A 25465-nucleotide genomic window follows, 5' to 3' on the forward strand; every position below is an offset into this window, starting at 1 on the left:
CGTCGGGGCTGTCCGGGGCGGCTTCATCCGGTTTCCCCCGGCGGGGACGGTGCGACCATCGGCGGATGACCGACGACGAGCCGCACCTCGGGCCGTCCGGACCTGCCTGGCCCGTCCCTCGCAGGGGGACGCCTGGACGACGGAGGGCCGGTACCTCTACTTCCGCTACCGCCACGGCGAGGGCACCGTCGAGCAGCACCCGAGCGAGGACACCGGCACCTGGGACCTGGGCGGTTCCAGGCTATGGACCCTGCGGGACGACGGAACCGACGGCGGGGAGATCGCACGTCCCGGCTTCCTCGCCCTGGCCGGCCTGCGGCCGGCCCCGGACGCGGAGGTCTTGGTCCTGTCGTCCCGGCAGGGCAGGGAGGTGAAGCCGCGGTGACCCGTGTCCGTCCGTCTTCCGGCCCCGCGGACACCGGCGCTCCGGCCACCTTCCTGAGCCCTCGCCTAACCCTTCCTTAAGCGCGCCATAACGATCGCCACCTGCGCCTTCTCGCGTCCGGATCCCCTCTCGGCGGGGGCTAGTTTGCTGATCACCAGACCTGGTCGACAGCAGTCGACAGCCGTGCCGCCGAAGGAGAACCGCCACCATGGCCGTCATCACCACCGCCCGCCGCAGGGTCGCCGGAAGCATCGTCGCGCTCGGCGTCGCGCCGCTCGCGCTGACCGGGCTCGCCGCGGCTCCGGCCGCCGCCCACGGTTCGCTGAGCGACCCGGTCAGCCGGGTCTCGGCGTGTTTCGCGGAGGGGCCTGAGGACCCGCGGTCAGCGGCCTGCGAGGCGGCGGTGACGGCCGGCGGGACCCAGGCGCTCTACGACTGGAACGGCGTGAACATCGCCAACGCGGCCGGCAACCACCGTCAGCTCATCCCGGACGGCAAGCTGTGCAGCGCGGGCAACGACAAGTTCAAGGGGCTCGACCTGCCACGCGCCGACTGGCCGTCCACGTCCATGGAGGCGGGCAGCCACACCTTCTCGTTCCGTGCCACCGCCCCGCACAAGGGCGCCTTCGAGCTGTACCTGACCAAGGCGGGCTACGACCCGACGCAGCCGCTGAAGTGGTCGGACCTCCAGGAGAAGCCGTTCGCCACCGCCACCGACCCGGCGCTCGTGGACGGGTCGTACGTCTTCGACGGCACCGTTCCGCAGGCGGCGGGACGGCAGTTGATCTACACGGTCTGGCAGCGGTCGGACTCCCCCGAGGCCTTCTACGCCTGCTCCGACGTGGTCTTCGGCGGCGAGAGCGCCGGTGGTGACGGAAGCACCACGGAGGCGGCCCCGGCCCCGGCCGCGTCCGCCCCGTCCGAGGAGGAGATCGACGAGGGCGCCGACAAGTCATCCGTCGAGCACAACGGTCACGGTGACGACGACGCGGCGACCAACTCGGAGGTGACCGGGGCCGCCGCCCCGGCCGAGGACGACGGTGCGAACGCACCCGAGCCGAACAACGCCGCCGGCTCCCCGGCGAGCGCCGTGCCCGGCGACGACGCGCTCGCCGAGACGGGTGGCAGCGGCAGCACCTCGTACCTCGCGATGGGCGGAGCCGCCGCGCTGGCCCTCGGCGCGAGCGCCCTGTTCGTCTCGGTCCGGCGCCGGTCCTCGGGCGGCGCGCACCGCGCCTGATCACGCGGCTGCCGGGCCCCCCGTCATGGGGGCCCGGCAGCGTGTTCTCAGCTCACGACCGAGGCGCAGGTGGTCCGGGTGGCGCGCGCCGGGTCGAGGGCGTTCGCCACTTCGTGGAAGGCGATCCTGTCGATGGTCCCGATCGCGACGTGCTCGGACAGGTCGACCGGGCACAGGTCCTGGAGCAGGACGTTGCGTACGTTCGGCCCGCTCAGGTACTGCGTGCGGTACGGGGTGACGACCTCGTCGTACCGGGTCGCGATGACGGTGTAGCGGACCCCGGGCACGGTGTCGGCGCCCGCGTTGAGCTTGGTGATGAAGGCCGAGCCGGCGACCTGGTCGGCGAGACCGGGAGTGTTCATGGTGAGGAGGTCCTCGATGCCGGGGAAGTACGGCAGCAGCTTCGTGAGGCCGAGGAGCGTGGTGCCGTGGTTGTCGGGGGCGATCCCGACGAGGGCGTTGACCTTCTCGGCGCCGCCGAGGAACTTCAGGTAGTAGTTGGGCATCATGCCGCCCTGGGAGTGGCCGACGAGGTCGGCCTTCGGGGCGCCGGTGGCGCCGAGCACCTTGTCGACGAAGACGTCGAGCTGTCCTGCCGACTTGTCGATCGGGCCGAGTCCGTTGAAGAACGGCACGCCCGGGAGCTGTCCGTAGTCGAGCGAGAAGACGCAGTAGCCCCGGCTGACGAGGTACGGCGCGAGGACCAGCCAGTTGTCGATCGAGTTCCCGAAGGTCCCGTGGACGAGGACGACCGGGCGGGGGTGGGCGGAGGAGGGCTTGCAGGAGTAGTCGTTCCATCCACGGGAGGGAGCGGCGGCCTGTGCGGGAGCGGCGGTCGCGGTCGCCGTGGGGGCGACGAGCGCGGCGAGGGTGAGGAGCAGTGCGGCCAGTGTGCGGCGAGCGCGTGGGGTGCGCGGGGCACGGGTCCAGGGCAGCATCGGGTGTTCTCCTTGCGGCTCAAGGGAGTGGCGATGTCGGTGCGCCCTGCGGTCCGGACCACAGCGGATCTCACGTTTTCAACGTGCTCATGCCAAGTTACGCATCGGTAGGGCCGTTGGGGAAGTTACGCGTCGGTAAAAACATCCCGGGCCGACCGCCGGGTCAGGCCGCGAGCCGTCCCGGCTTCACGGCCCCCGGACCGAACCTGGCCCGCAGGCGGTCGGAGACCGCCTCGATCCGCCGGGCCCGTTCGTCCACCGGGTCGAAGGTCAGCTGGTGGGCGGCGCGTTCCGCGTCCTGGAGCCCTTCCGCCCGCAGCCCGATCCCCCGCACCCGCGCCCGCTGCAGGGCGAACGAGTCCTGGATCCGGTACGCGAGCGAGGTGAGCGCCACCGAGTGGGCGGTGGGCTCCGGGAGCGTACGGCTGCGGGTCAGCGTCGCGTAACCGGTCCGGTCGGCGTAGCGCACGGAGACCGCGAGCGAGCGGCACACCTGCCCGTCGGTGCGCAGCCTGGCACCCAGCTCCTCGGTGAGCGAGAGGAGCGCGCGGCGGTGCTGCTCCGGGTCCAGTTCGTCGCGGGGGAAGGAGCGTTCGGCGGCGATCGACCGTGCGGCGGCGTTGGGCACGACCCGCGTACGGTCGATGCCGTTGGCCCGCTCCCACAGCTCGCGTCCGGTCCGCACCCCGGTGATGCGCTGCAGGGTGGCGAGGGGCGCGGCGGCGATCCGGCCGACGGAGTCGAGCCCGTATCCGCACAAGGTGCGCGCGGTCGCCGCCCCGACGCCGTCCAGCGCGGCGGCGGGCTTGGACGCGAGGAACCCGCCGTGCTCACCCGGGGGCACCACGAAGGTGGTTCCGTCCGCCGCCTGCCGCGCGGCCATCCTGGCCAGCATGGGGTTGGCGGCCGCCCCGATCGCGCAGTCCACGCCGTGCAGGGCGAGGGCGCGCACCCGGATCACGGAGGCGAGGCCCGCCGCGTCCTGCCCGAAGTAGCGCAGCGCACCGCCCACATCGGCGAGGGCGGCGCCGGGCGGGGCCGCCTCGACGACCGGGGTGAAGGCCCCGAGGAGGGCGAGCAGCCCCTCGTAGGCCGCGCTGTCCGGCAGCCCGCCGCCGATCCGGCGGAACCGCAGGCACAGGACGGCCGGCTGGTCGCTCATCCCGCGCTCCCCTGGCTCCGGTGCCACAGCTTCCTTCCGGTGGGCGGCCCTTCACCGGCCGGCTGGAGGTCGGACCAGGGGTTCATCTCGTAGCCGGTCGGCATCTGGATGCGACGGCCCGGCACTTCCTCCGCCGCCCCGGAAGCCGCCCCGGAAACCTCCCCGGAAGCCTCACCCCCGTCCGCAGGCACCTCCGCCAGCCGGGCCGCGACCGCGTCGAGGCCTCCCGTGCGCCGGAGTTCGGCCAGCTCCGCCAGATTCCAGGCCGCCGAGCCCACCACGCTCATGCTGCGCGGGCCCCGCCGCTGGACCACTCCGCGCACCAGCAGCAGCCAGGAGTGGAAGACGGTGTGCGCGCAGGCGGCGTGGCTGTCGTCGAAGAAGGCGAGGTCGACCAGGCCCGTCCCGTCGTCCAGGGTGGTGAAGATGACCCGGCGCCCGGAGCGGACCGGCGGGGTCTGGGTGGCCACCTTGGCGCCCGCGACCAGCACGGTCTCCCCGTGCGCTGCCTCCCGCAGCCGCTTGGCCGAGACCGCGCCGAGCTCCTCCAGGAAGGCATGGTGATCGCCCATCAGATGGCGGGACACGTCCATGCTGAGGACGCCGAGCTCGGCGCTGAGCCGTTCGGCGTCGTTGAGGTCGGGCAGCCCGATGGTGCCGGTCCTGTGCCCGCCGCCGAGCGGGAGCTGGGCACCCGACGCCCCGGCACCGGAGCTCCGCTGGGCGCGGTGCAGCTCGGACAGGTGCAGCAGCAGGTCCCGGCGGTTGGCGCCGAAGGCGTCCAGCGCGCCGACCTGGGCCAGCCGCTCGGCGGCCGGCTTCCCGGGCCTGGCCCGCTGCCAGAAGTCCAGCAGCGAGGTGTAGGGCTGCCCGGACTCGATCCGGGCGACCTCGGCCCCGCTGATGCCGTGGACGTCCGAGAGCGCCAGCCTCAATCCCCATGTGTCACCGTTGTCACCAGACACCAGTTCGATCCGGTGAGTGGATGCCGACTTGTTCACGTCCAGCGGCAGCACCGGCACCCCGCGCCTCCGCGCGTCCGCGAGCAGCAGCCGCTTCGGGTACATCCCGGGGTCGTGCGTGAGCAGCCCGGCGTAGAAGGCCGCCGGGTGGTGCGCCTTGAGCCAGGCCGACTGGTACGTCGGTACGGCGAAGGCGACCGCGTGCGCCTTGCAGAAGCCGTAGCTCCCGAACGCCTCGATGATCTCCCAGGCACGGGCGATCACCTCGGCGCCGTACTTCCGCCGCGCCGCGCACCGCGCGAACCAGACCCTGATCCGGGCCTGCGACTCGGGGTCGGAGAGCCCGCGCCGCACCCGGTCGGCCTCGCCGCGTCCGCAGCCGGTCATGATGTTCACCATCTCGATGATCTGCTCGTGGAAGACGACCACCCCGTAGGTGTCGCGCAGCGCCTCCTCCAGGTCGGGGTGCGGGTAGCGCACGGGCGCGCGTCCGTGCCTGGCCTCGATGAACGGCCGCACCATGTCGGCGGCGACCGGGCCCGGCCGGAACAGCGAGATGTCGACCACCAGGTCGTGGAAGGTGGCTGGCTGGAGCCGCCCGACCAGGTCGCGCTGGCCCGGCGACTCGATCTGGAAGCACCCCAGCGTCTCGGCGCTCCGGATCAGCCGGTACGTCTCCGGGTCGCCCTGCGGCACGGCGTCCAGGTCGACCTCCTGCCCCGAGGCCCGCTTCACCTCGGTCACCGCGTGCGCCATCGCCGACTGCATCCGTACGCCGAGCACATCGAGCTTGAGAAGCCCGAGGTGCTCCACGTCGTCCTTGTCGAACTGCGCCATCGGGAAGCCCTCGCCGCTGGTGGGCATGACCGGGGTTCGCCGCAGCAGCGAGTCGTCCGAGAGGAGCACCCCGCACGGGTGCATGGCGATGCCGCGCGGCAGCGCGTCCAGCGACTCCACCAGCTCCCAGAGTCGGCCGTACTTCTCCTTCTGCCCGGCCACGGCCCGCAGTTCGGGCAGCTCCTCCATCGCGGCGCGCGCGTCCATGGCCCGGATGTGCGGGAAGGCCTTGGCGAGCCGGTCGGTCTCGGCCGGGTCCATGGAGAGCGCGGCGCCGACGTCGCGGATGGCGTGGCGCACCCGGTAGGTCTCGGGCATGGAGACGGTCGCGACCCGCTCGGCGCCGAAGCGGCCGATGATCGCGCGGTAGACGTCCAGGCGGCGGGCGGACTCGACGTCGATGTCGATGTCGGGCAGCACGAAGCGCCGCTCGGACAGGAAGCGCTCCATGAGCAGACCGTGTTCGAGCGGGTCGGCGTGGGCGATCCCGAGCAGGTGGTTGACCAGGGAACCGGCCCCGGAACCGCGCGCCGCGACCCGTATGCCCATCCCCTTCACGTCGTCGACGACCTGGGAGACCGTCAGGAAGTACGTGGCGAAGCCGTGGTGGGCGATGATGTCCAGCTCGTGGTGCATCCGCTCCCAGTAGTCGCGCCTGCGGTCGTAGCCGTGCCGCACCATACCCGCGGCGGCGCGCGAGGCCAGCACCCGCTGGGCGGTGCGGCGGCCCGCGCCGACGAGGCGCGGCTCGGGGAAGTGGACGCTGCCCAGCCCCAGGTCGTCCGCCGGGTCGACGCGGCAGGCGTCGGCGGTGCGCCGGGTCTCGGCGAGCAGCCGCTCCCCCGCACCCTGCCCGAGTCCCGCGGCGCAGGTGATCCGCTCGGCGGTCTCCCGCATCGCCGGGGCGTCCTTGAGCCAGCGCTCCCCGCTGTCGAGGGGGGCGCGGCGCGGGTCGACGGGGACGAGCCGGCGGGCGGAGTCGAGCACGTCGGCGACGGGGCCCTGGCCGGGGTCGGCGTACCGGACGGCGTTGGTCAGCACGGCCCGGACCCCCTGCTCGGCGGCGAAGCCGACGGTACGGGCGGCGAGCCGCAGCGATCCGGGGCCGGTGCCCTCGCGGCCGTGGTGGACGGCTTCGAGACGCAGGGCGTCGCCGTAGATCTCCCGCCAGGGGGCGAGCAGCGCGGCGGCCCGGTCGGGGCGGCCGGCGGCCAGGGCGGCGCCCACCTCGGACGCGGGGCCGAGGAGCACGGTGAGCCCTTCGGCGGGCAGCGCGGCCCGGGCGACCAGGGGCTGCCCGGGGTCCTGGGTCTCCGCGTCCGGGGCATGGGCGGCGGTGACCAGCCGGCAGAGTTCGGCCCAGCCCCGTGCGCCGTCCCGGGCGAGGAAGGTGACCCGGGGTGCGGATTCATCGACAAAGGCACCCCCGCGGACCGGTGTGCGCGGCTTGCGGGTGAGCCCCCGCGCCCCCGGCTGCCGCGCCACCGCGAGCTCCGCCCCGAAGAGCGGTCGCACCCCGGCCTTCTCGCAGGCCCTGGCGAAGCGGACCGCACCGGCGAGACTGTCGCGGTCGGTCAGCGCGAGGGCGTCCATCCCCCGCTCGGCGGCGCGCTCGGCCAGCCGCTCCGGGTGCGACGCCCCGTACCTCAGGGAGAACCCGGAGACGGTACGCAGATGCGTGAACCCTGGCATCCGCACCTCCTGGACCGATCCGTACTCATCCCCCCTCGCTCTCCACCATAGACCAAGTTTCGAACGTTCGTACGATAACCGAGGGCGCGGTGCCCCTCCGCCATTCGGCCCGCCCCGACTGCGCGGACACCGCCCTCCCCCGACCGTGGGAACATGACTTTCGCTGACGAGGTGAAGAACGCCGTCACCGCACGGGCCGCACTGCTGGTCGTCGGCGTCCTGGCGCTGCAGCTACTGTTCATCACCTCCTACGTCGGCGCACTGCACCGGCCCGACCCGACGGACGTCCCCTTCGGGGTCGTCGCCCCGCAGCAGGTGTCCGGGCAGCTCGTCACCCAGCTCGACGGCCTGCCGGGCGGACCGCTGGATCCACGCGCGGTCTCCGACGCGGCCGAGGCCCGCCGGCAGGTCGAGAACCGCGACATCGACGGCGCCCTGATCGTCAGCCCCACCGGAGCGACCGACACCCTGCTCGTCGCCTCCGGCGGCGGCACCGTGCTGGCCACCTCCCTGACAAAGATCGTCAAGGAGACCGAGGGCCCCCGGGAGCGCACGGTGCGGACGGTGGACGTGGCTCCCGCGTCCCCGGACGACTTCGACGGCCTCTCGTCGTTCTACCTGGTCGTGGGCTGGTGCGTCGGCGGCTACCTCTGCGCCTCGATCCTGGCGATCAGCGCGGGCGCCAAGCCCGCCAACCGGCAGCGTGCGGTGATCCGCACCGCGGTGATGGCGCTGTACTCGATCGCGGGCGGGATCGGCGGCGCGGTGATCATCGGGCCGGTCCTCGGAGCACTGCCGGGCAGCGTGTGGGCCCTGGCCGGCCTGGGCACCCTGACCGTCTTCGCGGTCGGCATGATCACGCTCGCCCTGCAGGCGCTCACCGGCATCGTCGGCATCGGCCTGGCCGTCCTGATCATCGTCGTCGCGGGCAACCCGAGCGCGGGCGGCGCCTTCCCCCTGCCGATGCTGCCGGACTTCTGGCGGACGATCGGCCCCGCCCTGCCGCCCGGCGCGGGGACGTGGACCGCCCGCTCGATCGCGTACTTCCACGGCAACGCGGTCACCGGCCCCCTGCTGGTGCTCTCCGCCTGGGCGGTGGTGGGTACGGCGCTGACCCTGCTGCTGTCGATGCGGCGCCGGAGCCCGGACGGGGTGCGGCAGGCCGCGACCGCCCCCGGCGGCTCGCACCTCGGCTGAGGCCCCCGCGTCCGGCACCGAGCGGGTGGGCGCGACGCCCGACGCCCGACGCCCGACGCCCGACGCCCGACGCCGAAAAAATTGTCGGACAGCGATGTCGAGAACCTGTGGCCGGCTCCGTCCCCGTAGTGAACGCGACCACAATGGGTCGCACCAGCGAGGAGGAACACCATGGCCAAGTACCTGCTTCTCAAGCACTACCGCGGCGCCCCGGCCCCGGCCAACGACGTGCCGATGGAGAAGTGGACGCCCCAGGAGATCTCGGCGCACATGCAGTACATGCAGGACTTCGCCACCCGGCTCGAAGGGACCGGCGAGTACGTCGACGGCCAGGCACTTGCGCCCACCGGCACGTTCGTCCGGTACGACGGCGAGGGCCGCCCGCCGGTCACCGACGGCCCGTTCGTCGAGACCAAGGACCTCATCGCCGGGTGGATGGTGATCGACGTCGACACCTACGAGCGCGCCCTCGAACTGGCCGGAGAACTGTCGGCCGCCCCGGGGGCGGGCGGGGAGCCGATCCACGAGTGGCTGGAGCTGCGCCCGTTCCTGACCGAGCTGCCCACCGTCACGGAGTGACCCCGCCCCTGGACGAGGCGCTGCTGCGCAGCCTCACCCCCGGTGTGCTCGCGATCCTCGTCCGCCGCGGAGCCGACTTCGCGGCGGCCGAGGACGCCGTGCAGGACGCACTGCTCCAGGCGGTCCGCGTCTGGCCGGCCGACCCTCCGCGGGACGCGAAGGGCTGGCTGGTCACCGTCGCCTGGCACCGGTTCCTCGACGGCGCCCGGGCGGACGCCTCCCGGCGCCGCCGCGAGGATCTCGTCGACGAGGAACCGGCACCCGGGCCCGCGGCCTCGGTGGACGACACGCTCCAGCTCTACTTCCTGTGCGCCCACCCGTCGCTCACCCCGGCGTCCGCCGTCGCGCTCACCCTGCGCGCCGTCGGCGGACTCACCACGCGCCAGATCGCCGAGGCCTACCTGGTGCCCGAGGCGACCATGGCGCAGCGCATCAGCCGGGCGAAGCGGACCGTGTCCGGTGTGCGGTTCGCCCGGCCCGGCAATGTCGCCACCGTGCTGCGCGTCCTCTACCTGGTCTTCAACGAGGGCTACTCCGGCGATGTCGACGTCGCCGGAGAGGCCGTCCGGCTCACCCGGCAGCTCACCGCCGCCGTCGACCACCCCGAGGCGGCGGGGCTGCTGGCCCTCATGCTGCTCCACCATGCCCGGCGCGCCGCCCGGACCGCCCCCGACGGGGGCCTCGTGCCGCTCGCCGAGCAGGACCGCGGCCGGTGGGACACCGCGCTGATCGCCGAGGGCGTCGGGATCCTCCAGGCGGCCCTCGCCCGCGACAGGCTGGGCGAGTTCCAGGCGCAGGCCGCCATCGCGGCGCTGCACGCCGACGCGCCCACCGCCGAGGAGACCGACTGGGTGCAGATCGTCGAGTGGTACGACGAGCTGGCGCTCCTGACCGACAGCCCGGTCGTCCGGCTCAACCGGGCTGTCGCCGTCGGGGAGGCCGACGGGCCGCGCGCCGGCCTGTCGGCGCTCGCGGAGCTGGACCCTTCCCTGCCCCGTCACACCGCCGTGGCTGCCTACCTCCACGAGCGCGACGGCGATCTGGCGACGGCGGCACGGCTGTACGCCGAGGCGGCCCGCGCAGCACCCAACCTCGCCGAGCGCGACCACCTGACGCGCCAGGCCGCCCGGCTCAACACCGGCCGGAGCCGCTGACGGGTCACGCGCGGATTCTCCCCGCGGCACCAACCAGGCACACCCCGGCCGCAGCGCTCGCACGCATCGAGTACTGCGGCCGGGGCGATTCCGTATGAACGCGGCACCCTTCCCCCTTCACCCGGACGACCCGTCAGCCCCACACCCGCGCGTACGGCCACGCCGGCCCCGCCCCGGCCGGCATCCCTGCTGACCAGTGCCCGAGGCGTAGCCGAACTTCTGGCGACCAATTGACGATGCCTCTAGGCATGGCAGGTACATGACGTCATTCTGGAAGCGGCCTCGCGAGACCCGCGAGGAGCTCGGTCGGCACAACCCCCCTTCACTCACCGGAGGTTGCTCATGCGTCGCCGTTTCACCGTCCCGCTCGCCGCGGTCGCCCTGTCGCTCCCGCTCGCCCTGGTACCCGCCGTCTCCGCTTCGGCCGCCCCGTCGGACAAGCCGCAGGTCCTCAGCTCCTGGACCCAGACGAGCGCCTCGAGCTACAACGCGTGGAACGCCGCACGCAACAACCAGGGCGCCTGGTCCGCGTACGGCTTCGACTGGTCGACCGACTACTGCAGCACCTCCCCGGACAACCCGTTCGGCTTCCCCTTCAAGACGGCCTGCGCCCGGCACGACTTCGGCTACCGCAACTACAAGGCGGCCGGCACGTTCGGCGCCAACAAGTCCCGCATCGACTCCGCGTTCTACTCGGACCTGAAGCGGGTGTGCGCCGCCTACTCCGGCGCCCAGGCGACCGCGTGCAACAGCACGGCGTGGACGTACTACCACGCCGTGGACATCTTCGGCGTCACCCCGGCGAAGGGGGCGCTCGCCGGACAGCCGCAGACCGCCTGACGGCCGGCTCCGGGGCCGGGCGCGCCCGCGGCGCACGTGGTGCGCGCCGAACTCCAGGGCACGTACACGCGGGCGGAACCACCCGCGCGACAACGCACTGCGGCACGGCCCGCTCCCCTGCCGATCCCGCGGGAAGGCGCCCCGGCGCATGAGAAGGACCCGCCCTCCTCCACGGAGAGCGGGTCCTCACTCATGCAGCTCGCTCGAACGAGCAGGCGTCAGCCGATCTCGGCGCCGAACGCCGCCAGCGCCTCGGGCACCGGCTGGAAGAACGTCTCGCCGCCGGCCGAGCAGTCACCGCTGCCGCCCGAGGTCAGGCCGATCGCGGTGTCGCCCGAGAAGAGCGAGCCGCCGCTGTCGCCGGGCTCGGCGCAGACCGTGGTCTGGATGAGGCCGTTGACGATGTCGCCGTTGCCGTAGTTGACGGTGGCGTCCAGGGCGGTGACCTCACCGTCGTGGACCTGGGTGGTGGAGCCACTGCGGGTCACCGACATGCCGACGGTCGCGTCACCCGCCTGGGTGATCGCCTGGGTGGAGCCGTCGTAGAGGTCCACCTCGCTGGGGTGCTCCACGTCGGACGTGTACTTGACCAGGCCGTAGTCGTTGTCCGGGAAGCTGGAGCCCTCGTTGGCGCCGATCTCCGCGCCGCCCTGCGCGTCGGACCAACTGGTGATCGACTCGGTGCAGTGTCCGGCGGTCAGGAAGTACGGCTCGCCGCCCTTGACGACGTTGAAGCCCAGCGAGCAGCGCCCGCCGTTGCCCCAGATGGCGTCGCCACCGGCGATCAGCGGCTTGAACTCCCCCTTCGACTTGGTGAGTTCGGCCTTCGAACCGAGCCCGTCGACCACCTTGCTGAGCTTGTCCCAGGCCGCGCCGTCGACCGTGCGGTCGGCCGTGACGACCACCTTGTTGCTGACCGGGTCGACGGCCCAGGAGGTGCCGGGGATGGTGGCCTTGTCCGAGAGGGTCTGCCGGGCGTTCGTCAGCTCGGCGAGCGTGTGCTGGACCAGTCTGGCCTTGCCGCCCGCCTGGCGGACCTGCTCGGCGGCCGCCTCGTCGACGACGTTGACGACGAGGCTCTTGCTCTTGGCCTCGTAGTACGCGCCCGCCGTGTCGCCGCCCAGGGTCTTGTCCAGGGTGGCTGCGAGACTTCCGGCCGCGTGGGCGTCGAGGGTCTTCACGGTGAACTGGGGTACGTCGTCACTGGCGTTCGCAGTCTGGAACGTCACTCCTGCTGCGACCAGGGCGAGGACGGCCGATCCGGCCATCGCCACGCGCTTCCCGGATATGCGTCGGTGCTTCAACTTCGACCTCCTGTGGGGCCGCGCAACGGGCAAGTGGGGTGCCCGGAACACGGAGGATGGGGCGCCCACTATTCCGATCCGGCCGATAGCACACAAGGTCGACTTCCGGACTCACACACGACGACGACGGTTCACCCGCGACCCGTTCACAAGCCGGGCGTCTCACCACGTCGGTTCCGATTGCGAACACCCGGTGCGATCGCCGGTCGGCAACGGGTGAGGACTAGTCCTGTCCTGAAACAGTGTCTGGAGTCCGGATGCTGTGCAGAGCACTCCTGAAGCCGAACACCGCCGAATGCTCCCGAACGTCCCGAACACCACCGGCGCATCGCGACAAGGAGTGCCGCTGCCGCGTCCGATAGGTCATCATCGAAAAGGCAGTACACGCCGGGTACTTGGTGCCCGGACCGAGCGGGGTGACCGAGCGGAGGGTGGCGTGCGAAGTCGGTTGCGCGTGGCGGACGGACGGCATCTGATGGTCGAGCGTCAGGGGGACCCCAGAGGCAGACCGGTGTTCCTCCTGCACGGGATGCCGGGCAGCCGGCTGGGTCCCGCTCCGCGCGGGATGGTGCTCTACCAGCGGAACATGCAGCTGATCAGCTTCGACCGTCCCGGGTACGGCGGCTCGGACCGGCTGGCGGGACGCCGGGTGAGGGACGTCGTCGAGGACGTACGGGCGATCGCCGACTCGCTCGGGCTGGGACGCTTCGCCGTGGTCGGCCGCTCGGGCGGCGCTCCGCACGCCCTGGCCTGCGCCGCGCTGATGCCCGACCGTGTCACCCGTACCGCCGCCCTGGTCAGCCTCGCTCCCCGGGATGCCGAAGGGCTCGACTGGTTCGAGGGCATGGCCGCGTCCAACGTGCTCGCGTACTCCAGGGCGGTGGATGATCCCGACGGGCTGGCGGAGTCCTTCATCAGCCGCTCGGCACAGATCCGGCAGGACCCGGCACGGCTCCTGGACGACCTGCGCAGGGAGCTGACCGACTCCGACCGTGTCGTGGTCAACGACGCCGGGATCCGCATGATGCTCCTCGCCAACTTCCGCGAGGGACTGCGCACCTCGGCGTACGGCTGGATCGACGACGCGCTCGCCTTCTGCAGGCCGTGGGGATTCGACCCCGCGGACATCAAGGGCCCCGTGATGCTCTGGCACGGCGTGAAGGACGTGTTCTCACCCGTGGGCCACTCCCGCTGGCTGGCGGGTCAGATCCCGGGCGCCACCGCCGTACTGGAGCCGGCGGCCGCTCACTTCGACGCGCTGTCCGTGCTCCCCGACGTGCTCAACTGGCTGCTGGACGAGAGGGAAGCGGCGGCCTGCTGATCGCGGCGGGGCTCCGGGCCCGGCACGTCCGCCGGCGACGCCGAGCCGCCAGCGGGGGCTCCGGGCCGGGCACCTCCCCGGCCCGGAGCCCACCGACTCAGACGGACATCGGTTCCAGCTCGCGCTGGAACCTCTCCTCGGTCCTCGCTATCCGGGTCAGCGGGTGGTCGTCACCGAGCTGTCGCGCCAGCTCGTCGCCCGTCTCCACCCGCAGCCTCAGCGCCTCGTCACCGCGTCCCATCGCGTAGAGCGTGACCGCGATGTTCGAGGTCATGGCCAGGGTCTCCGGGTGGTGCGCCCCGAGGACCTCCCTGAGCTGCCCGGCCACCTTGCGCTCCGTCTCCAGCACGATCCCGAGCTCACCCCGGTCGGCTGTCGCGTTGGCCAGGTTCATCACGCAGAGCAGGGTGTTCGGGTGGTCGCGCCCGAACACCTCACGCATGGAGGCGACCACCCGGGTCAGCAGCCTCTCCGCCTCCTGGGACGCACCCGCCCCGGCGAGGTAGACGCCGAGATTGTTCTGCGCGGCCAGCGTGTACGGGTGCGCCTCCCCCGGCACCTTCATGTACTGGTCGACCACTTCCTGCGCGGTGTCCCTGGCACCGCCCGCCTCCCCCACGGCGAACAGGTCCGCCGCCATGTTGAGGTCGCAGGCCAGGGACTCGGGGTTGGCCGAGGTGTACTTGGCCCGGTACCTGGCCCGGGTGGCCACCGTGAGCCGTCGAGCGTCCTCGAGCTGACCTGCCCTGCGCAGCGAGACCGCCAGGCTCTTGGCGGCGCTGAGTGTGGTCGGGTAGGTGCGGCCGAGCGTCGCCTTGAGGCTGTCGTAGGTACGGCTGAGCAGCGCGACGGAGTCCTCGTACCGTCCGACCTCGCGCAGGTCACGGGCCAGGTTGAGCGCGGAGGACAGGCTGTGCGGATGTTCCTGTCCCAGCACCTCGGACCGCAGGTCGTAGCAGTCCTGGTCGATCTCCCGGGCCCTGGCGTACTGGCCGACGCTTCGCAGGTTCAGCGCCAGGTTGTTGGCCGCTGCGAGCGTCCGGGCGTGCCTCTCGTGGAAGATCTGGTTGAAGCCGTCATGGGCTTCGGTCGCCAGCTCGATCGCCCGCCCGTACTCCCCGAGCAGCCCCAGGTCGATGGCCAGTCCGCTGGTGGTCATGTACGTGTGCGGATGCTCCGGCCCCAGTACCTCCCGCTGCAGTCGCAGGGTGAACTCGTCCAGTTCCTTCGCCTCCACGTACCGCCCGCGGGTGCGGAGGATGTTGGACAGGTGGAAGCAGAGGTACAGGTACTGGATGTCCCGCTCGCCCAGCATGTCCAGCCAGGTGGCGCGGAGTTCCTCCCCGAGGAGGCCCGCGGTCCTCACGTCCCCGCGCTTCCAGAGATAGCGCACCCGGTCGATGAGCAGCCTGCGGGTCTCGTGGTCCCTGCAGTTGCGCGCGTCGGACGTTCCGAGGTGCGGCCAGATCGTGGCGAAGCGCGGCCAGTTCTCCGGATTGTCGATCGGTTCGGTGTCGTCGGGCCGGGCACCGGCCAGAATGAGGTGGACGACGTGCCTGGCCTCCGCCTGCTCCTCCTCACTGAGCTGAGCCCTGATCACCGCCTGCACCAGCCGGTGCACCTGGATGGAGTTCGACACCTGGTCGACCTTGGCCAGGGCGAAGCGACCGATCTCCCGGATGACCCGGCCGAGCACCAGCTTCTCCTGGAGCGAGGAGTCGTAGGGCTTCAGCGCCTCGATCATCTCCTTGCTGTACAGGAGGTTCGCGGAGATGGGCTCGGGAGCGAAGAACGCGCAGAGCTGAAGGAGCCGTACGGCTGCGGGCGAACGCTCCTTGAGCCGCTCGATGGAGATGTTCCAGGTCGCGGCGACGGGTTGCGGGTAGCCTGCCGGCTGGTTCAGTGCAAGGACCTGCGGGGCCTGCCGGGCGAGCTGCTCCAGATAGGCGTCGATGGGAGTCGCGGTCTCCGCGATCCAGGCGGCCGCCTGTTCGACGGCGAGCGGGAGGTCGCCGACGGCAGTGGCCACCTGGGCCGCGTCCTCGGCGCTGAGCCCCGGCGCCCTGCGCTGCAGATGCTCGATCGACTCCTCCCGCAGGAACACGTCGACGGGCAGTGCGTCGCCGTGCTGGGACCACGCCTGGTTCCGCGACGTGACCAGGATGTGGCCGGAGCCACCCTGCGGGAAGTATCGCCTCAGGCGCTCGGGGTCGTCCGCGTTGTCGAAGACGAGCAGCCACCTGTCCGAGGGCACGCCGCGCCTGAGCAGGTCGACCGCCTCCTGGGAGGCCGCCGCCATGTCGTCACCGCCCTGGGCACCGAGCCGTACGGCCAGCTCGGCGAGGCCCGCGATCACGTCGTCCGTCTGCTCGGACGATATCCACCACACCAGGTCGTAGTCCGCCATGAAGCGGTGCACGTACTCCAGTGCCACCTGGGTCTTGCCGACGCCGCCGAGGCCGTACAGAGTCTGCGGCTGCGGCAGCACGACGGCCATGCCGCCGCCGAGCTGGTCGCGCATCCGCTCCAGGACCAGGGAGCGGCCGGTGAAGCCGGGGTTGCGCGGCGGCGCGTTCCAGATCCTGGGCACGGTGCCGGGGAAGCGGGGCCCGGGCGACGCCCCGTCGCCCAGCTGCACGGGCCGGTCCAGGGCACGCATCAGTGCCGTCGTGGCATGGACCTCGTCCAGCCGGAAGAGGTCGACCGGGTTGCGGTCGATGTACGGCGCCGAGAGGCGCACATCGCTGATCCTCAGCGGGAGCAGCTGACGTCGTCCGCCACCTGGGTCCTCGGAGACCGCCCGGTCCCACAGGTCCACGGCCCGCTGGGACTTGAGATAGGCGCTGGAGAGCAGCACGACGGTGCGGGCGGCGCTCTCGGCCGCCGACTGCGCCGGGTCCACCGGACCGGTGTCGGCGGAGACGTCGCGCGGGACCACCCGGAACCCGGCGCGGGTCAGGACCGACTCGATCCAGTCGGCCCACATGCGGTTCTCCGCCACATAGCTGAGGAAGAGATCCGCCGGCAGCGCGGGCCGGCGCCGGGTGAAGGCGTCGCGGATGCGCAGCCGCACCTCCTCACCCACCGGGGGCATCGAGGTGATCTCCTGCTGGGTGACGACCGCGGTGAGGCGCTCGAAGGCGGACAGCAGCGAATTGCTGAGCCCGGCCTCGTCGCCGAAGGTCGCCAGGGTCTCCTCGTACGCGTAGTAGGGGCGGTAGGGAATCTCCACCGCGCCCCAGTAGGCGGTGAGTTCGTCACCGGAGAGATCGCGGGGAAGCCGGTCGAACTTCAGCCGGGCCAGGGCACGTCCGGCGTCCGCCTTCTCCTTCTCGCCCTCGTCGATCCGCATCGGGACGGGGAAGATGGAGATGGGTCGGCCGGTGTAGCGCTCGGCGATCTGCCGGGCGACGGAGGCCGCGCCGTCGATGGACTGGTCGCTCAGGGTGAAGCAGTCGACGAGCACGTCCGGGAGGTGGACGGTGCAGATGTCGGCGATGTCGCTGAGGCCGGTACGGCTGTCGATGAGGACGTAGTCGTAGTTGGCCTTCATGTCGTCCCGCAGGGCGTCGAAGAAGTGGCCGCCGCCGAGCCGGTCGTAGAAGTTGTCCCAGTCGAAGGTCGAGACGGTCGCGGAGTACTCGCGGTTCTGCCGGCCGGCGGAGACGAAGTCGAGGGTGCCGCCCCGCGGGAACTCCCAGCCGAGCGCGTCGGGGTTGAGCGAGACCGCGTGGGGCTGGATGCGGGCGTAGTCGCGGTGCCAGTCGTCGGCACGCTGGGCCGGGTTGGTCGCCGCCCAGGCGAATTCGGTGATCAGGTCGATCACACCGGTGGTGGCCCCGAGTGTCGACGGGTCGAGGAAGGGGTGGAAGAACCGGTGGAGTCCCGGGGCCTCCAGGTCCCAGTCGACGGCCAGCACCCGCTTGCCGTTGGCCGCGAGGATCCAGGCGGTGTTGGCCAGGGCCATGGTGCGCCCGGTGCCGCCCTTGTACGAGTAGAAAGTGACGATCCGCCCGTCACGACCGGCTGTCATACGTCCTCCGCATCCGTCGCAGGGTCGTGCATGTCGGGTATGAACCGGGTGTTGCCCATGGGCCCCATCAGTCGCGTCCGCTCGCTGTGCCGTCCGCCGGCCGGTGGATAGACCGTGGCGTGTCTCAGATACTGCTGAGCGGCCACCTCGACCACCTGGGGCAGGATCTGGCCGAACGCTTCCATGCTGGGTACCCCCTTGGCAGCGACACGGCAGAAGGCCCGTCCCTGCTGCATCTTGACCGGCATCGTCTGCTCGAGCTTCTCGGTCAGTTCGGCCTCGGCCGCTCTGCTCTGGTGGTCGTCCCTGCACCAGGGGACGACCATGGTCACCCAGGGCCGGTTCTCCGCGTCGAAGGCGGCGAGCCGTCGCCTGAGATCCTCGTCCTGCAGGGCCCAGCGGTCGACCAGGAGGATCTCCGGGGTGCTGGGGGACTGCTTGCCCTCCCGCTGTCCGATGTCCTCGTCGAACGGGGTCACGAAGGCCTGGTAGTTGAGGGAGCGCACCAGCTCTTCGGCGACATACGCCAGTGGTCTGGCGGCGGCCGGGTGGTAGGGGTTCCACTCCTGCGGATTGTCGCCGTAGTACTCCGGACTACGGCCCTCCGGCAGATCGTGCCGCGTCGGCGCCGCGATGGTGATCCGCATGGGTCGCGGTGCGCCCGCGCCGCCGCCCGGCGCGCCGAAGGCACTGGGGACGAGACGGAAGTCGAGTGGTCTGCCCGAACCGATCTGCACGGTGTCGGCGACATGGACGATGCGCTTCGCCAGGTGGTAGACGGCCTGCTCGTAGTCCTGGGCGAACAGCGTGAGTTTGATCAGCCCGTAGAGCCCGTCGCTGACGTAACGGTCGCCGAAGTCACGGTGGTTGAACTGTAACCGCTCCGCCGGTCCCGGGAGTTGACTCGCGGGCACCGGCACCCAGAGAGCGGGCACGATCGCCTCGGCCGGCTGGTTCGACCGGGCGCGGTGATGGATCGCACGCTGTTCGAAGGCGTACCACTCCTTGCCGCACATCTCGCTGGCGAAGTAGCGCGGCGAGAACAGCGGTACGAAGACCCGGCAGTTGGCGAGCACGTTGCCCAGCCGCTCGGACCAGCCCTCGCCGGAGCGTATCTCCCGGTCCATGAATCCGGCCGGCGCTCCGGCGGGCAGGTTGGTCATGGCCATCACATGGCCGCAGAGATCTTGGAATAGCCGTTCGACCCACATGTCCGGGTCCGATCCACCGCCGTACCCCGGTGTATGCGCGTAGCTCAGAAAGAAGTACGGCCGATGGTCCGCCGCTCGCTGCTGCGTCATGCGTGCACACGACCCCCGTCCTGTGTGAGCACTCGCATCCCAGGGCTGTGGTGCGAGGGAGCGAGCGAATTCATCATTCCGGAGCGGACTGTGCTCCACCCCCATGGCGTTCGGTCAATCAACGCCAATTTTGAGTCATCCATACCCAGGATTCATCGAACAGGTTCCTGATCCACCGCATTCATGGGGATGTTCATCCCAGTTGCCCCATGTACACCCTCGGCCTCGGCCCGGAGCGCCTCCAGGATCCGCATTCCTCCGACCGTGGGCTCGGCAGCCCCTTCCATCATGTCGAGCGCCTCGGAAACACCGTCCAGGAATCCGGGCACGAGGAAGGAAAGTCCCACGCGTTCGTAGGTGTCAGCAAGTAGCCCGGAAAAGGGGGCCTTCGTATTCCGGTCCCAGGGAATCGCATACTCCCAGGCCCCGTCCAGGGCGTAGAGATCGGTGAGGTCCAGGAGAGCCTGCAGCCTCGTGCGCCGCAGACCACGCAGAAGCCCGAGGGCGAGCTCCTGGGTGTCCTCCGTCAACACGAGCCCCACGGCCCCGTAACCGTGCGACCGCTTCGTGTTCCGGCCGGGACCGGTCGGGGTCAGCGTGGTCAGTGACTTCGTGGCATCCGCCGCCTGCTCGGGTGCGGCTTGCTCCAGCAGTCGCCACGCGCCGCCGACCGATTCGATCCAGGCCTCTGCCGCCGCCTGCCCGAGCCGGGGCGCCGCCGGGGCCTCGAAGCAGTCCCGGTAGGGATCCAGGTCGTCGAGAGCGAGCCGGGGTGCGCCCACTGCCGCGAAGTCCCGCACCGGGAGCCAGTCGGGGCTGTCCGCCCCTCTCAGGACGATCCGGCGTTCACCACCGTCCCCCCGCTGCACGGAGAGTCCGTCGCCGGCCGCTCTCACCCGGACCCGGCCGTCCTCACCGGGCCCCGCGACCCGCAGCTCGCCGAGCGTGGGCAGGAAGAGCCTGCCGTCCCGGTAGTCCGCCGGCACCGGAAGATCGAGACCTGACCGCACGGCGGCAGCCGCCACGTACGAGGAGAGCCGCAGTGCCTGACCGACGGCTTCGGGCCGTTCGGCACGCAGTCCTTCCATGACGTCCAGCAGCCAGGTGCGCGCGTACGGGTGGGCGAGGACGTGGTCGAGTCCGGCGGCTCCCTCGCCGGAGGCCTCCAGCACCCCCGCGAGCTCCCATGCCTCGTCCCAGCGGACACCGCCACGGCCGTCCAGCACATCGTGCAGGCCGGCGAGAAGCGTGCGGGTCAGGTCGTGCTGCTCGGCGATCAGCTCGTGCCGGTCGGCCAGTGCCGGTGACACCGTGACCGCGGCGGTACGCGCTTCGATCCCCCGCACCAGCGCCGCGAGGTCGTGGCAGTACACGGACGGGTTGTCGAAGCCGCTGGAGGAGCGGTAGCGGTGCGTGTAGAGACCGCCCCCGCACGAACGTACGACGGGGCATGAGCGGCAGGTCTCGCTGACGCCGGCCAGTCCGAGCTGCCGTGTCCTGACCCCCGGGTGAGCCGCGACCTCGTCGAAGGCGTGGTGGAAGACGTCGAACCCGGTGGCCGCCGCGCCCTCGTAGGCGCTCTTGAGCGAGTCGACCTGCTCGATCTGACCGTCCGTCTCGATGACGACGAGGTCCGTCGGAGCGAGTCCGAGGGATTCGGTGAGACTGGGGCCCCCGCTCAGGGTGGACAGGACCGACTCGAAGAGCCGCACCGGCACCTTCTGCCCGTGCTCCGACCAGCGGTCGAAGACGGCCAGGAGCCAGTCGGCATAGGCGGTGGGTGAGCCGTCGGGCCGGGGCGGGGGCTCGTCCCACGTGGCATGCGGCAGGAGGAAGTCCACACGCGGGGGATCGAGTTCGGCAAGCGCGTCGAACACCGCGGCCGGGTCGTTCCTGATGTCGATGGTGCACAACAGCCCGAGATCCAGATGGCGGTACCGGTCCGAGTGCAGGAGCTCCACAGCCCGCAGGACCAGGGGGTGGCTGCTGCGGCCGTTGGCGAAGACGCGGTGCCGGTCGTTCGCCGCCCGGTCGCCGTCGAGGGAGATGCCGACCTTGACACCGAACGCGTCGAAGAGGTCGAGATACCGGGGGCTGAGCTGGACACCGTTCGTATGGATCCTGAGGTCCAGCTCAGCGATTCCGTCCAACGCCGAGGTCAGCTCCTCGCAGACGCGGCGCAGTCGCGCAGGGCCGGCCAGGAGCGGCTCGCCTCCATGCAGGATCACTGACATCGAATCGAGTGCATGCTCCGAGGCATGCTCGGCCAATCGTCGAGCCGTCCATGAAATCGCTTCGTCAGAGATGGACTTAGGGCGGGTGCGCCAGCTCTGATCTGCGTGTTCATAGATATAGCAATGGTCACACGCGAGATCACACCTGCTGTGCACCTTGAGCACGATCTCGCGAAAGGGGACCAGGGGTCCTGTCATTCCCCCAGTCTAGTCACCTCGGCCTTCGACTCAGAGTGACGAGCTGAAGGTCGAAGTCCCCGCGGACCGAGCCATGGAGGTACCGAATACCCGCCCGATCTTCCTGGAGGCGTCGGCGCCACGGGCGTCGATCTTGGCGAGTGGCACGCGACTCTTCTTCGCAATGGCGAAGGAGGGGGAGGTCTCGTAAGTCTTCACGGCCGTCCTTGATGATTGTTTCCGGACACTGGATCGCCGCCGGCGGCTGCATATTCACAGTGTCCGGCGGCATGACTTTACTCTCCCGACAGGCCCCCGCAAACGCCACCGCGAGACGACATCACGCGTTTACGCCGAATTGCGGAGACCGAAACTCCGCGGCGGATTGGCCCGCCCGGGTGACGGACGGACACACGCCGCCCGCGGGCCGGAGGCCGGGGCACCGGCCGGGACCGGTCGCCCCAGCGCCCGGACGTCCCGGTCACCCCTGCACATCACCGGCCGCTCCGCCACCCGGCCCTCCATCGCAGGCGGCACCCGGACGGCAGCGGGGAAGACGACTCGCCCCGTCCCGTCGACGGAGCCCAGGGCAGGTGGCATTCACTCGTCCGGCGGTCCGCAGGCTGCCCTGAGGGCGCCTGCCGACAGCCGGGGTGCCGTCAGCCGAGGGGCGACCAGGCAGTCGCCCCTCGTCCCCTTCATGCAGTCGCCGATGCGCTCATGGGTGTCCCCCACGGCATCGGTCACCCGGACCCGCACGTACAGCGCCTCCACGCGCGCGACGAACTCCCTGGTCACCCACACGCCCCGCCACCCCAGATACGGCCGCACGGTACGGGCGTACCGGGCCCGCGCCAGCACGCCGCCCGCCGCGACCGCCGGCAGGCTGCCGAGCGCCTCCGTGTCGAGCAGCTGCGGACGCCAGGGCCAGTCGCCCCGAGCCCCGGGGGCCGATGTCGGCCCGGCCCGATTCCCGGACCAGGACGAGAGACAACCGGAAGAGCATCACGAGGGGAGCCGTGAACAGCAGGGGGCTCCGCCGGATCCTTCGCTGGGCAGCGGACACCGGCACTGCGCTCCTCGGACCTGCGTCGACCACGCGCCCTCCCTCTCGACCGGGGAGGTCGGTACGCCCGCCAAGCGCCAACTCCCCGACTCAGCAGGGCTGTTACTCGACCCTTGCACGGCAGGGGTCATCAGACGAGGGCGCCTTTCCGACGGCGATGGGCCACCGGGGACCGCCGAGGCGCCATTGCCGTACACGAAGGGGCGACCTACTCTCATGGCCCCGGCGGGCCACGCGTGTCCTCCCGAGCCCCGGGGCAGCACTTCCCTGGCGACGGCCGCCCGCGCCGGACCCGGACGTCACGTCCTGCCAGACATGCCACATCCGCAGACGGGGGTGAACATGACCGCGATTCCAGGACCACTGCAGAGCATGGTCTTCAGGAGCGCCGATCTGCCCGCACTCTTCCACCACACCGATGCCGTCGCGGTGGCCCGCCAGCGTGAGGCGGTCAACACCACCCGCGGCCAGCTGGCGCTGCTCGCCCTCGGCACGGTGCCCGCCGCACTCCCCTGGCACGCCGAGGTCGGGTCCGGCATCCAACTCCTGCACGGCGCAGCGGTGTCGGCGTACCTCGGCGTCCTGATCACGACCTACCTGGGATCCCGGCGCAAAGCAAAGTCGCACTGGCAACTCAACCGCTCCGCAGCGGAGTTCATCAAATCGAACTGCTGGCGCTACGCGGTCCACGGCTCCCCCTTCGACTCGGCCGTCCAGCATCCCGAGGCGGTCTTCGCGAGCCGGCTGGAGGAAGGGCTCCAGGAGTTACGGAAGGTCGGCTGGGACGACCCCCGGGAGGAGATGGCCGACTCGGGCGGCGGTCTCATCACCGCGGCCATGCGGGAGTTACGGGACAAGGCGTTCACCGTGCGCAAGGAGACCTACGTCCGGGACAGGCTGATCGAGCAGCGGCGCTGGTACCGCAGGCGCAGACTCGTGTCGCGGCGCGGGGCGCTCGTCTGGTCGAGCACCGTCGCCGCGCTGACGCTCCCGGCGCTGGTCCTCGCGGTGCTGCAGACCTTCGGCAGCGCCGGATCCTTCGCACTGACGGGGACGTTCTCCGCCGCCGCTGCCGCCTGCCTCGCCTGGAACGAGATGCGGCGGCATCACCCCCTGGTGACCGCGCACTCGCTGGTCGAGGAGGACCTGGAGAACATGCAGGCCGCGATGGAGACGACCCTCACCGAGCGGCAGTGGGCGGCCGCCGTCTTCGAGACCGAGCGGATCGTCTCACCCGAGCACACGGACTGGCTGGCCAGACACCGGATGTGAGGGCGCGCGGGCTCTGGGGTCTTTCGTCTGGATCAGGCCCCGCGAGCCCGGCATGATCCAGACGGGAGGCCCTAACCGCGCTCCACGCCGTCGCGCCAGATGACGGTGACCGGCCGCCCCAGGCTGCGGGCGTACGTCACGATGTCGCCCGTGCCTCCGAGGCCCCGCGCGGGCCGGCCGTCCCAGACCGCGATCAGCCGGTCGCAGTGGTCGGCGATGTAGGCGCCCGCCGCGTAGTAGGCCTCGTCCGTGGAGTGCGCGAAGTCGAGGCGGATCTCACGTGCGGCCCGGGCCTTGAGCGTGCGGTAGCGCTCGAGCTCCGCCCCGTCGGCGAAGCCGGACTCGTAGTCCCCGCTGGGGATGACCACGGTCAGTTCCGCACCATGGGCCAGGGCGAGGTCGGCGAAGAGCTGGTCGGCCCCGACCGCCAGGCTGGAGAGCGCCTCCAGGGAGCCCTCGTGTCCGCACAGCGCGGCTCGCAGCTCCTCCCGCACGTGTGCGTGGAGCTCGCGGGGGATGGAGCGGTGACCGGTCACACCGATGCGTTTCACGGACCTGGAACCCCCTGGTGTCTGCGGGGGCTCCCGGAGGCATGACTCCGGACGGGCACAGCGTCCGCCCCCGTGGTGCCACTGCGACCGGCCGTCCCTGACATCCTCTCAAAAGCCTTGGGCCGAAAGGGAGCCCCCGCCGGGGATCGGCGGGGGCTCACAGGAGTGCGACGGTGGCCGGACGGGTCAGAACACGCTGACGCCGTAGGCGCTCAGCGCTTCGGTGACCGGCTGGAAGAACGTCGTCCCGCCGGAGCTGCAGTTGCCGCTGCCGCCCGAGGTGAGGCCGATCGCCCGGGTGCCCGAGTAGAGGGGGCCGCCGGAGTCGCCGGGTTCCGCGCACACGTTGGTGCGGATCATTCCGTAGACGATGTCGCCGCCGCCGTAGTTGACCGTGGCGTTGAGGCCGGTGACGGAACCGCTGTGGATGCCGGTGGTGGATCCCCGGCGGGTGACGGACATGCCGACGGTGGCGTTGGCCGCGCTGGTGATGTCCTGGCTGCCGACGGTGCCGGACTTGGTGACCGAGGAGTTCGTGTAACGGACGATGCCGTAGTCGTTGGTCGGGAAGCTGGAGCCCGCCGTGGTGCCGAGGACCGTGGTGTGTGCGGAGTTGGACCACCAGGTCCCGGCGCCGTCGGTGCAGTGTCCTGCCGTCAGGAAGTAGTAGGTGCTGCCGCTGCGGACGTTGAAGCCGAGGGAACAGCGCCAGCTCGATGCGTAGATGGCGTCACCGCCCGAGATCAGCTTGCTGAACTTGCCGGGGGTGCGTTCGATGCGCAGGGCGCCCGCGTTGGCTCCGGCGGACTCCTTGATCTGGTTGATCTCCGTCTGCGAGACGGTGCTGTCGACGGTGACCACGAGCCGGCCGCTCGCCGGGTCGACGTTCCAGGCGGTGCCGGCGACGTCGGCGTCGAGCACGGCTTCTCCCGCCGCGCTCAGCTGGTCGGCGCCGTACGTTGCGGACTGTTCGGCGTTGGCCGCGGGGACGGCGAGCGCCGCGACGGCGACGAGTCCCGCGGAGACGGCGGTGATCCGCCTGCGTCTTCCTGTGCTGCCGGTGCGGGGGTTGGTGCGCTTGATCCTCACTTTACGTTCCTCCCGAGGGGAATCGGGGGTCCGCCTGTGGGGTGGCCGGACCCGTGAGGCGCGGTCATGGGGCGTTGCCGCGTTCCGGGAGACGTGCGAATTTCCGGATGCGCGCGCTCCAGACGGGCGCT

At 71.3% G+C, this 25465-nt stretch carries 18 protein-coding genes; 8 read left to right on the plus strand and 10 right to left on the minus strand.

Going from position 1 to position 25465, the window contains the following annotated elements; all coding sequences use genetic code 11:
• Positions 1–49: 49 nt before the first annotated feature.
• Positions 50–385, plus strand: a complete 336-nt coding sequence (locus tag B9S57_RS20590) for a hypothetical protein (RefSeq protein ID WP_103517035.1) — start codon at positions 50–52, stop codon at positions 383–385.
• A gap of 208 nt (positions 386–593) precedes the next feature.
• Positions 594–1625 carry a lytic polysaccharide monooxygenase gene (locus B9S57_RS20595; RefSeq protein WP_103517036.1) on the plus strand — a complete coding sequence of 344 codons (1032 nt, stop codon included), beginning with the start codon at positions 594–596 and terminating at the stop codon, positions 1623–1625.
• Positions 1626–1672: 47 nt separating this feature from the next.
• Here B9S57_RS20595 and B9S57_RS20600 read toward each other — a convergent pair whose 3' ends face one another.
• The 3 genes from B9S57_RS20600 to B9S57_RS20610 all read right to left on the minus strand — a co-directional run bounded on the left by B9S57_RS20600 (position 1673) and on the right by B9S57_RS20610 (position 7216).
• Positions 1673–2563, minus strand: a complete 891-nt coding sequence (locus B9S57_RS20600) for a triacylglycerol lipase (protein ID WP_103517037.1) — start codon at positions 2561–2563, stop codon at positions 1673–1675.
• Between the two features lie 163 nt (positions 2564–2726).
• Entirely contained in the window at positions 2727–3725 is a 999-nt protein-coding gene (locus B9S57_RS20605; RefSeq protein WP_103517038.1) for a hypothetical protein, read from the minus strand.
• Positions 3722–7216 (minus strand): DNA polymerase III subunit alpha, encoded by a 3495-nt coding sequence (locus B9S57_RS20610; protein ID WP_103517039.1) that lies wholly within the window; start codon positions 7214–7216, stop codon positions 3722–3724. Before B9S57_RS20610 ends, B9S57_RS20605 begins: the two co-directional genes overlap by 4 nt.
• Positions 7217–7369: 153 nt before the next feature.
• Between B9S57_RS20610 and B9S57_RS20615 the strand changes: the two genes are divergently transcribed.
• From B9S57_RS20615 to B9S57_RS20630, 4 genes are all read left to right on the plus strand, one after another.
• On the plus strand, positions 7370–8413 hold the full coding sequence (locus B9S57_RS20615) for a DUF3533 domain-containing protein (protein ID WP_103517040.1): 1044 nt from the start codon (positions 7370–7372) through the stop codon (positions 8411–8413).
• A gap of 171 nt (positions 8414–8584) precedes the next feature.
• Positions 8585–8992 carry a YciI family protein gene (locus tag B9S57_RS20620; protein WP_103517041.1) on the plus strand — a complete coding sequence of 136 codons (408 nt, stop codon included), beginning with the start codon at positions 8585–8587 and terminating at the stop codon, positions 8990–8992.
• A gap of 8 nt (positions 8993–9000) precedes the next feature.
• A complete protein-coding gene (locus tag B9S57_RS20625) occupies positions 9001–10146 on the plus strand; it encodes an RNA polymerase sigma factor (protein WP_103517074.1) in 1146 nt (381 codons plus the stop codon).
• Between the two features lie 342 nt (positions 10147–10488).
• Positions 10489–10986, plus strand: coding sequence for a phospholipase (locus tag B9S57_RS20630; RefSeq protein WP_103517042.1), 498 nt, complete (start codon positions 10489–10491; stop codon positions 10984–10986).
• Between the two features lie 218 nt (positions 10987–11204).
• On the opposite strand, the gene B9S57_RS20635 is transcribed toward B9S57_RS20630, so the two are convergent.
• Positions 11205–12290 carry a S1 family peptidase gene (locus B9S57_RS20635; protein WP_103517043.1) on the minus strand — a complete coding sequence of 362 codons (1086 nt, stop codon included), beginning with the start codon at positions 12288–12290 and terminating at the stop codon, positions 11205–11207.
• 475 nt (positions 12291–12765) lie between these two features.
• On the opposite strand from B9S57_RS20635, the gene B9S57_RS20640 reads away from it, so the two are divergent.
• Positions 12766–13611 (plus strand): alpha/beta fold hydrolase, encoded by an 846-nt coding sequence (locus B9S57_RS20640; protein ID WP_374935971.1) that lies wholly within the window; start codon positions 12766–12768, stop codon positions 13609–13611.
• 97 nt (positions 13612–13708) lie between these two features.
• Here the strand turns inward: B9S57_RS20640 and fxsT are convergent, their stop codons facing one another.
• The 4 genes from fxsT to B9S57_RS35625 form a co-directional block, all read right to left on the minus strand.
• Positions 13709–17644 carry an FxSxx-COOH system tetratricopeptide repeat protein gene (gene fxsT, locus B9S57_RS20645; protein WP_103517045.1) on the minus strand — a complete coding sequence of 1312 codons (3936 nt, stop codon included), beginning with the start codon at positions 17642–17644 and terminating at the stop codon, positions 13709–13711.
• Positions 17641–18945 carry an FxsC protein gene (fsxC, locus tag B9S57_RS20650; protein ID WP_181011418.1) on the minus strand — a complete coding sequence of 435 codons (1305 nt, stop codon included), beginning with the start codon at positions 18943–18945 and terminating at the stop codon, positions 17641–17643. The genes fxsT and fsxC overlap by 4 nt, the downstream gene beginning before the upstream one ends.
• A 152-nt stretch (positions 18946–19097) precedes the next feature.
• Entirely contained in the window at positions 19098–21377 is a 2280-nt protein-coding gene (fxsB, locus tag B9S57_RS20655; protein ID WP_181011419.1) for a radical SAM/SPASM protein FxsB, inactivated metallohydrolase extension form, read from the minus strand.
• A gap of 579 nt (positions 21378–21956) precedes the next feature.
• Positions 21957–22187, minus strand: a complete 231-nt coding sequence (locus tag B9S57_RS35625) for a hypothetical protein (RefSeq protein ID WP_258036479.1) — start codon at positions 22185–22187, stop codon at positions 21957–21959.
• A 577-nt stretch (positions 22188–22764) separates the two neighbouring features.
• Between B9S57_RS35625 and B9S57_RS20670 the strand changes: the two genes are divergently transcribed.
• Positions 22765–23694, plus strand: a complete 930-nt coding sequence (locus B9S57_RS20670; protein ID WP_103517076.1) for a DUF4231 domain-containing protein — start codon at positions 22765–22767, stop codon at positions 23692–23694.
• Positions 23695–23765: 71 nt separating this feature from the next.
• Here B9S57_RS20670 and B9S57_RS20675 read toward each other — a convergent pair whose 3' ends face one another.
• Positions 23766–24245 (minus strand): hypothetical protein, encoded by a 480-nt coding sequence (locus B9S57_RS20675; protein ID WP_103517048.1) that lies wholly within the window; start codon positions 24243–24245, stop codon positions 23766–23768.
• Positions 24246–24431: 186 nt separating this feature from the next.
• A complete protein-coding gene (locus B9S57_RS20680) occupies positions 24432–25334 on the minus strand; it encodes a S1 family peptidase (RefSeq protein WP_103517049.1) in 903 nt (300 codons plus the stop codon).
• Positions 25335–25465: the final 131 nt, after the last annotated feature.

It is taken from the genome of Streptomyces sp. SM10 (assembly GCF_002910915.1).
Taxonomy (GTDB): domain Bacteria; phylum Actinomycetota; class Actinomycetes; order Streptomycetales; family Streptomycetaceae; genus Streptomyces.